Origin of the sequence: Paragemmobacter amnigenus (genome assembly GCF_009908265.2) — a bacterium.
GTDB classification, from domain to species: Bacteria; Pseudomonadota; Alphaproteobacteria; order Rhodobacterales; family Rhodobacteraceae; genus Paragemmobacter; species Paragemmobacter amnigenus.
This window is the reverse complement of record NZ_JAAATX020000009.1, coordinates 213890-220396: the sequence shown is the minus strand read 5'-3', so window position 1 is coordinate 220396 and position 6507 is coordinate 213890. Positions and strand designations below refer to the sequence as shown.

Below are 6507 nucleotides of genomic sequence, written 5' to 3'. Positions count from 1 at the left end.
CCGCGCCAAGCCCGCACCCTCCAGGTGATCCATGAAACGCGCCCCTCGCAGCCGTCAACGCCATGATTTATATGCGAAATATCACGATTACGACAGCGAAATCAGCGACTTACTTGGAGAATGTGGGTTGACGTCCTTACCTCCCGTTGAGTGTCTTATCGATCATCCTAATTCGTCGCGTTTCCGGGCGGTGCCTTTCTGCGCAGAGGCATGGATATTGGCCCCCATTTACTCTGCGGCATGCATTTGCGCTCTGCCGTCCGGGTCGGTGCGTCGCGCCACGTTGCAGAATGCGGCGCGACGGATTCGATTTCACTATTGACATCACCTCCATGCCAGTATTGCATACAGTGATTGCATCCAGTAAAGGGGGCGCGGCGTGCCTGTGTCAAGTGAGAAATCGGGTCGTTCAGCATCACAGTCCGAGGGACTGGTGGCTGCAGTCCACGGGACGATCCTGGATGCCATCTGCAGCGGCATGCTGCCGCCTGGTACCCGTCTGGGTCAGGAGTGGCTGGCGGAACGGTTTGGCGTCTCGCGCCAGCCCGTGGCGCAGGCGCTCGCCCTGATGAAGGCGCAAGGATTTGTGGTCGACGTCGGTCGGCGCGGGCTGATGGTCAATTCGCTCACCTCCGACTACGTCACCTCGATGTACGAGGTGCGCGGTGCGCTTGACGCGCTGGCAGCGAAACTGGCCGCTGCAAACTGCCAGACAACCAAACTAAAGGCGGCCGCGCGCGCGGAGTTTGATCGGCTTCTTGGTGCCGGCGAAGCGGCAATAGGCTCGAAATCCGTGACCGAGCTGATTGCAGCGGATGTGGCCTTTCACAGCTATATCTACACGCTTTCGAAGAACTCCGTAATCGGCGAGACGATGGAACTTTTGTGGAGTCGGATGCGCTGGGTGATGTCGGCCTATCTGCGCGAGCATGACTGGGCGAAAAGCACCTGGGGCGAGCATCGTCGAATCGTCGAGGCCATCCTCGCAGCCGACCCGCAGGCCGCCGCAACGGCAATGGACGCGCATCTCGTCCTCGCCATCGACCTGATCGAAGGGTCGATCGGCGACGGGATCGCGAAACCGGGTGCCACGCAATTTCACGCGCCGATCAGCCTGAAAAGCGGGCGCGAGATGTCGAGACAGAACGGGAATTAGGAGAAACACGATGAAAAATGCTGCAGCCCCGATCCGGGTAATGATGACGAAACTTGGGCTAGACGGCCATGACCGCGGCGTGAAGATCGTCGCTCGCGTCCTGCGGGATGCGGGTATCGACGTGATTTATGCTGGTCTACATCGGTCGCCCGAAGAGGTCGTCACCGCCGCCATTCAGGAAGATGTCGATGTCCTCGGGGTCAGCCTGCTTTCGGGCGCGCATATGCCGTTGTTCGGGAGGGTTCTGGACCTGCTGAAGGAAAGGAATGCGCTTCACATCACCGTCGTTGGCGGAGGACTGATGCCCGACGAGGATGTCGCGAAGCTGAAGGAGATGGGGGTTGCCGACATTATGCGTCAGGATTCGACCCCCGAGCAGATCGTGGCAACCATCCGCCGTGTCGTCGCTGAACGCAGTGACGCGTAAGCGACCGAACAACGCGCCTTTGTAAGGATTAGAAAAATGGAAGACTGGTCTTTCCCGCCTGCCTACAATTCCAGCTACCTGCCGGACCCAAGCCAGCGTTTCTGGTATCCGAAACGTGAGACCATGGATCCCGGCGCGCGCGAGAAGGCCATTCTGGAGCGCATCCGCGAAGTGATGGCCTATGCCTATGCCAAAGCGCCATTCTACAAGAACAAGTGGGATGAGGCCGGCATACACCCGTCGCACATCCGGTCGCTCGAGGATTTCGAGAAGGTTCCGGTCGTCACCAAGCAGGAATTGCGCGCAGCACAGGAACGCGCCGAACCGTTCGGGGACTATCTGTGCATACCCGAGAACGAGGTGCACCGTGTCCACGGCACATCAGGCACCACCGGACGTCCGGTCATCTTCTCGATCGGCAAGAACGACTGGGACGCAATCGGCAATGCTCATGCGCGCATCATGTGGAGTTTCGGCATTCGCCCCGGCGACATGGTGTTTATCGGCGCGCTCTTTTCGCTTTACATCGGCTCTTGGGGCATTCTTGCGGGGTCCGAACGGATGCGCGCCAAGTCTTTCCCGTTCGGCGCGGGTGCTGCGGGCCAAACCGCGATCGCCGCGCGCTGGCTGAAACTTGCCAAGCCCAAGGCCATCTACAACACGCCGTCCTATGCGCTGCATCTTGCCGAAGTCGCCCGCGAGGAAAAGATCGATCCGCGCGAGTTTGGCATCAAGATCATGATGTGCTCGGGCGAACCGGGTGGATCAATCCCGGCGATCCGCAACAAGCTTGAGGAAATCTACGGTGCGAAGGTGATCGATTGCGGCACCATGGCGGAAATGACGCCGTGGATGTCCTCGGCGGGCAACAGCGAAACCGATCTCGGCATGGTGCTGTGGCAGGACATCGTCTATCACGAGGTCTGCGATCCGAAGACCTTCATGCGGGTGCCCTACGGCAGCCAAGGGACGCCGGTCTACACCCATCTGGAACGTACGTCGCAGCCGATGATCCGGCTTGCTTCGGGCGATCTGACGATGTGGGAATCGGGGCCTGCCCCCTGTGGCCGGACCTATCCATATCTGCCAAAGGGGCTTTATGGCCGGATCGACGACATGTTCCAGATCCGCGCAGAGAATGTCTATCCCAGTGACATTGAGGCGATTGTAGCAGGCATGCCCGAATACGGTGGTGAACACCGGGTGATCATCACTCGCGCCGGGCAGATGGATGAACTCTTCGTGCAGATCGAGGCCTCGCCAGGGATCTATCAGGCGGGCGACGCTGCGATCGCGGACTTGCGTGCGAAAGCGGCGACGCTGCTGCAACGCGGCATCGGTGTTCGCGCCAAGGTCGAGGTGCTGGCGCCCAATACCCTTGAGCGAGCGCAGCACAAGGCGCGCCGGGTCATCGATGACCGCAATCTCTTTGCCTCACTCCAGCAAGACAGGACCTGAACCAACCATGTCCAGAGTTTCACCAATGGATCTGGTTCCCGGCGTTCTAAGGGGCGAGACGGTTCCGATCGCACGGCTGCTCTCCTGCGCCGAGGCCGCTGATGATGCAAGCCGACCGGCACTGGCGCGCATCTTCGAACACACTGGCAAGGCCCATGTTGTCGGCATTACCGGGGTTCCGGGCAGTGGAAAATCGACCCTGACCGCAGTTCTCGCCGAGGAGTTTGCCAACAGCGGGCGCAAGGTAGGGATCATCGCGGTCGATCCATCAAGCCCATTTTCAGGCGGCTCGATTCTGGGCGACCGAATCCGGATGGCTGATATCGCCATGAATCCGAATGTCTTCATCCGTTCGATGGCGACGCGTGGCGCGATGGGCGGGCTGTCGCGCGGCTGTCTCGACGCGGTCGATATCCTGGACGCCGCTGGTTTCGACATCATCCTGATCGAGACGGTCGGCGTCGGGCAGGACGAGATCGAGATCGTACAGGCCGCGCATACTGTGATCGTGGCGTCCGCGCCCGGTCTTGGCGACGAGATCCAGGCGATTAAGGCCGGAATTCTGGAAATTGCCGATATCCACATCGTGACCAAATGCGACCGGTCGGATTCCAACCGGACCATCCTCGAGCTCAAAGGCATGCTCAAGATGGGCGATCTCACCAAGTTCGTGGAAGGCTGGGAACCCAAAGTGATCGGCACAAGCTCGTTGCGCCGTGAGGGCTTCGAGGAGCTTGCCGCCACGATTGACAGGCATCGCAGCTATCTCGAGACCTCGGGCGAGATCGTCAAGCGGCGCCGCAAGATTTCCGAGACGCGGATGCTCAAGATCGCGGAATCGCTCGTTCGGAAGCGATTCTACGAGGAGCGCCTCGGCTCCATTTCCGAACTTTGCGGTCAGATGGAACGCAAGAAGATCGCCCCGGATGCCGCCGCACGCCAACTGCTGGCCAGAATAAACGGAGAATGACTCAATGACGAAGCATGACATCTTTCAGCCAGCCACACTGAAAAAGCTCGAGAAGCAGTTCGCCGACTGGGAAGCCAATGAACTTGCCGAGTCGCTTGGACGCCGCGGGGAAAGCAAGGACGAGTTCCGGACCGAGGCGGGCATCGAGATCAAGCGCGTCTACACCCAGCTCGACATTGCGGACATTCCGCCCGAGGACATCGGGCTTCCTGGGCAATACCCCTTCACCCGTGGCCCCTACCCGACCATGTATCGCGCGCGGCCCTGGACGATCCGGCAGGTGTCCGGCTACGGCAATGCCGAGGACACCAACGCGCGCTACAAATATCTGATCGCGGCGGGTCAGACCGGAACGTCGACGGACTTCGACATGCCGACGCTCATGGGCTATGATTCCGACCATCCGATGGCCTTCGGCGAGGTCGGCCGCGAGGGCGTGGCGATCGACACGCTCGACGACATGGAGGCATTGTTCGACGGCATCGACCTGAACGTGATCTCAGCCTCGCTGACGATCAACCCCACGGCGTTCATCATCTATGCGATGTGGGTGGCTGCGGCAAAGAAGCGCGGTTACGACCCGCAGCGCCTGATGGGCACGATCCAGGCCGACATCCTCAAGGAATATGTCGCGCAAAAGGAATGGATCTTTCCGGTGCGCCCCTCGGTCCGGTTGGTGCGCGATACCATTCTTTACAGCGCAGAGCACACCAAGCGGTTCAACCCGATCAGCATCTCGGGATACCATGTGTCCGAGGTCGGCGGGAACGCGGTTCACGAGGTGGCATTCACCATCTCCTTCGCGATCTCCTATATCGAAGAATGCAGAAAGCTCGGCATGTCGGTGGACGAATTCGCGCCGCGCCTTTCGTTCTTCTACGTCTGCCAGGCGGATTTCTTCGAGGAGATCGCAAAATTCCGCGCCGCACGCCGGGTCTATGCAAAGGTGATCAAGGAGCGCTTCGGTGCGGAACTGGCCGAGTCGATGCGCATGCGCATGCATGTCCAGACGGCGGCGATGACTCTTACCAAGCCGCAATACCGGATCAACCTGATGCGTACTGCGGTTCAGGCGCTGGCTGCCGTGCTTGGTGGTGCGCAGAGCATGCACACCAATGGTTTCGACGAAGCTTTCACCATTCCGACTGCGGAGGCGATGAAGCTTGCGATCCGGACCCAGCAGATCCTTGCCGAAGAGACCAACGTTACGTCGATCGTAGATCCGCTCGGCGGTTCCTATGCTGTAGAGGCGCTGACTTCGGAGTTCGAAGCCAAAGTCTTCGATATGCTGAAACAGATCGACGATCTGGGCGGCGCGATCAAGGCGGTCGAAGCCGGGTGGATGCAGCGCATCTGTGCTGACACTGCCTATGAATACGAACTTCGCAAGGCGCGCGGAGAGCGCACCGTGATCGGTGTCAACAAATACGTCGAAGAGGACGAGGAACCGGCCGACTTCGCGCCCCATCCCTATGACGAGGGCACGCTGGAACGCCAGTTGGCGCGACTGAACCGCGTCCGCGCCGAGCGGGACACGGCCAAGGTACATGCGATTCTGGAGCGGATGAAGGTCATCGCGACCGACGAGAAGCAGAACCTTCTGCCGGTGACCATGGAGGCCGTGGAAGCCAAGGCAACACTCGGGGAAATCTGCGATGCGCTGCGCTCTGTTTGGGGTGTCTACCGCGAAGAACCAATCTTCTGATAAATATCTTAGCAGGGAAAGAAAGACCAAATGGTAGATAACATACTTATCGAAAGCCTGGACGGCGGCATCCGGCGCGTCACCTTCAACCGTCCGCATTGCCTGAATGCAGTAAACTTGGCGCTGATGGACGATCTGATGAAAGTGATCGCCGACCTACAGAAGGATGACGATGCGCGCGTTGTCATCCTGCGCGGTGCAGGAAGGGCTTTCAGCACTGGTGACGATCTGAAGGATTTCGAGAACCAGATCGAGACCGAGGCGCAGATACGCCGTTTCATCGGCCAGTATCAGATCGTCAGCAAGGCCATCGTCGACTCGCCGAAGATCTTTATCGCCGAAGTGCATGGCTGGGCGGTCGGCGGGGCGCTGGAATGGGTGATCAACTGTGACTTCAGCGTGTTCTCAAGCGAAACGCGCTGCTTCTTTCCGGAGGTCACGTTCGGGCTTTTCGTCACCGGCGGGATCGCTTCGCTGCTAACCAAGCAACTCGGGCCGCAGCGCACCAAGGAACTGATCCTCTTCGGCGAAAAATTTGACGCGCAGCGCGCGCTTGAACTCGGAATCGCCGGCCGTGTGGTCGCGCCCGAGAAACTGGAGGAAACGACACTAGACATGGCGCGGCGCATCTGCGAGCGGCCCCGCAAGGCGGTGATCGATCTCAAGCGAGTGATCAACGCAGGCTATCACCTTGATGTTGCCGCGGCGATGGAGCTGGAAACCGAGGCCGCCGTGCGCGGATTCCTCGATCCGGATACCGCCGCACGTGTGGGCAAGGCCGCCGGCTGAGT

At 60.0% G+C, this 6507-nt stretch carries 6 protein-coding genes; all 6 read left to right on the top strand.

Features of this window, described 5'->3' with window-relative positions; all coding sequences use genetic code 11:
- Positions 1-379 precede the first annotated feature (379 nt).
- Genes GU927_RS14150 through GU927_RS14125 form a run of 6 tightly spaced genes read left to right on the top strand, consistent with a single transcriptional unit; the run spans position 380 to position 6505 of the window.
- Complete coding sequence (locus GU927_RS14150) at positions 380-1156, top strand: GntR family transcriptional regulator (protein ID WP_332838504.1); 777 nt, start codon at positions 380-382, stop codon at positions 1154-1156.
- A 10-nt stretch (positions 1157-1166) separates the two neighbouring features.
- Entirely contained in the window at positions 1167-1583 is a 417-nt protein-coding gene (locus GU927_RS14145; protein WP_161763085.1) for a cobalamin B12-binding domain-containing protein, read from the top strand.
- Between the two features lie 36 nt (positions 1584-1619).
- Positions 1620-3041: a phenylacetate--CoA ligase family protein gene (locus tag GU927_RS14140; RefSeq protein WP_161763084.1), complete on the top strand. Its 1422-nt coding sequence runs from the start codon at positions 1620-1622 to the stop codon at positions 3039-3041.
- 25 nt (positions 3042-3066) lie between these two features.
- On the top strand, positions 3067-4011 hold the full coding sequence (gene meaB / locus GU927_RS14135) for a methylmalonyl Co-A mutase-associated GTPase MeaB (protein WP_217765661.1): 945 nt from the start codon (positions 3067-3069) through the stop codon (positions 4009-4011).
- A gap of 4 nt (positions 4012-4015) precedes the next feature.
- Positions 4016-5716: a methylmalonyl-CoA mutase family protein gene (locus GU927_RS14130; RefSeq protein ID WP_161763082.1), complete on the top strand. Its 1701-nt coding sequence runs from the start codon at positions 4016-4018 to the stop codon at positions 5714-5716.
- Between the two features lie 30 nt (positions 5717-5746).
- Positions 5747-6505, top strand: coding sequence for an enoyl-CoA hydratase/isomerase family protein (locus GU927_RS14125; protein ID WP_161763081.1), 759 nt, complete (start codon positions 5747-5749; stop codon positions 6503-6505).
- The last annotated feature ends 2 nt before the right edge of the window (positions 6506-6507 follow it).

Coding starts and splice junctions, on each gene's coding strand:
- GU927_RS14130 (WP_161763082.1), top strand. CDS start 4,016: ATGACGAAGCATGACATCTTTCAGCCAGCCACACTGAAAAAGCTCGAG.
- GU927_RS14125 (WP_161763081.1), top strand. CDS start 5,747: ATGGTAGATAACATACTTATCGAAAGCCTGGACGGCGGCATCCGGCGC.
- GU927_RS14140 (WP_161763084.1), top strand. CDS start 1,620: ATGGAAGACTGGTCTTTCCCGCCTGCCTACAATTCCAGCTACCTGCCG.
- meaB (WP_217765661.1), top strand. CDS start 3,067: ATGGATCTGGTTCCCGGCGTTCTAAGGGGCGAGACGGTTCCGATCGCA.
- GU927_RS14145 (WP_161763085.1), top strand. CDS start 1,167: ATGAAAAATGCTGCAGCCCCGATCCGGGTAATGATGACGAAACTTGGG.